The organism is Acetivibrio ethanolgignens (genome assembly GCF_001461035.1).
GTDB classification, from domain to species: domain Bacteria; phylum Bacillota; class Clostridia; order Lachnospirales; family Lachnospiraceae; genus Velocimicrobium; species Velocimicrobium ethanolgignens.
The window spans coordinates 351-554 of the sequence record NZ_LNAM01000144.1 but is presented as its reverse complement, the minus strand read 5'-3'; positions in this window follow the sequence as shown (position 1 = coordinate 554).

The following is a 204-nucleotide window of genomic DNA, read 5'->3' as shown; positions in this document are numbered from 1 at the left end:
GAACTTGATGACGGTTTTGGTGAAGAAGGTTTTTACATCTTCTAAGCCAGCAATCGTCCATTTCTTGTGCCCGCCGACCTGCGGGCTTTTTTCAATTCAAGAGAGCACCGTAGGCGGTCTTTCCTATAAAGTAAAAAAGGAGCATCGCTCCATAACTAGATTTTAGTTATTTTGTGACACTCCCCTGAAATTCAAAAACTTTCA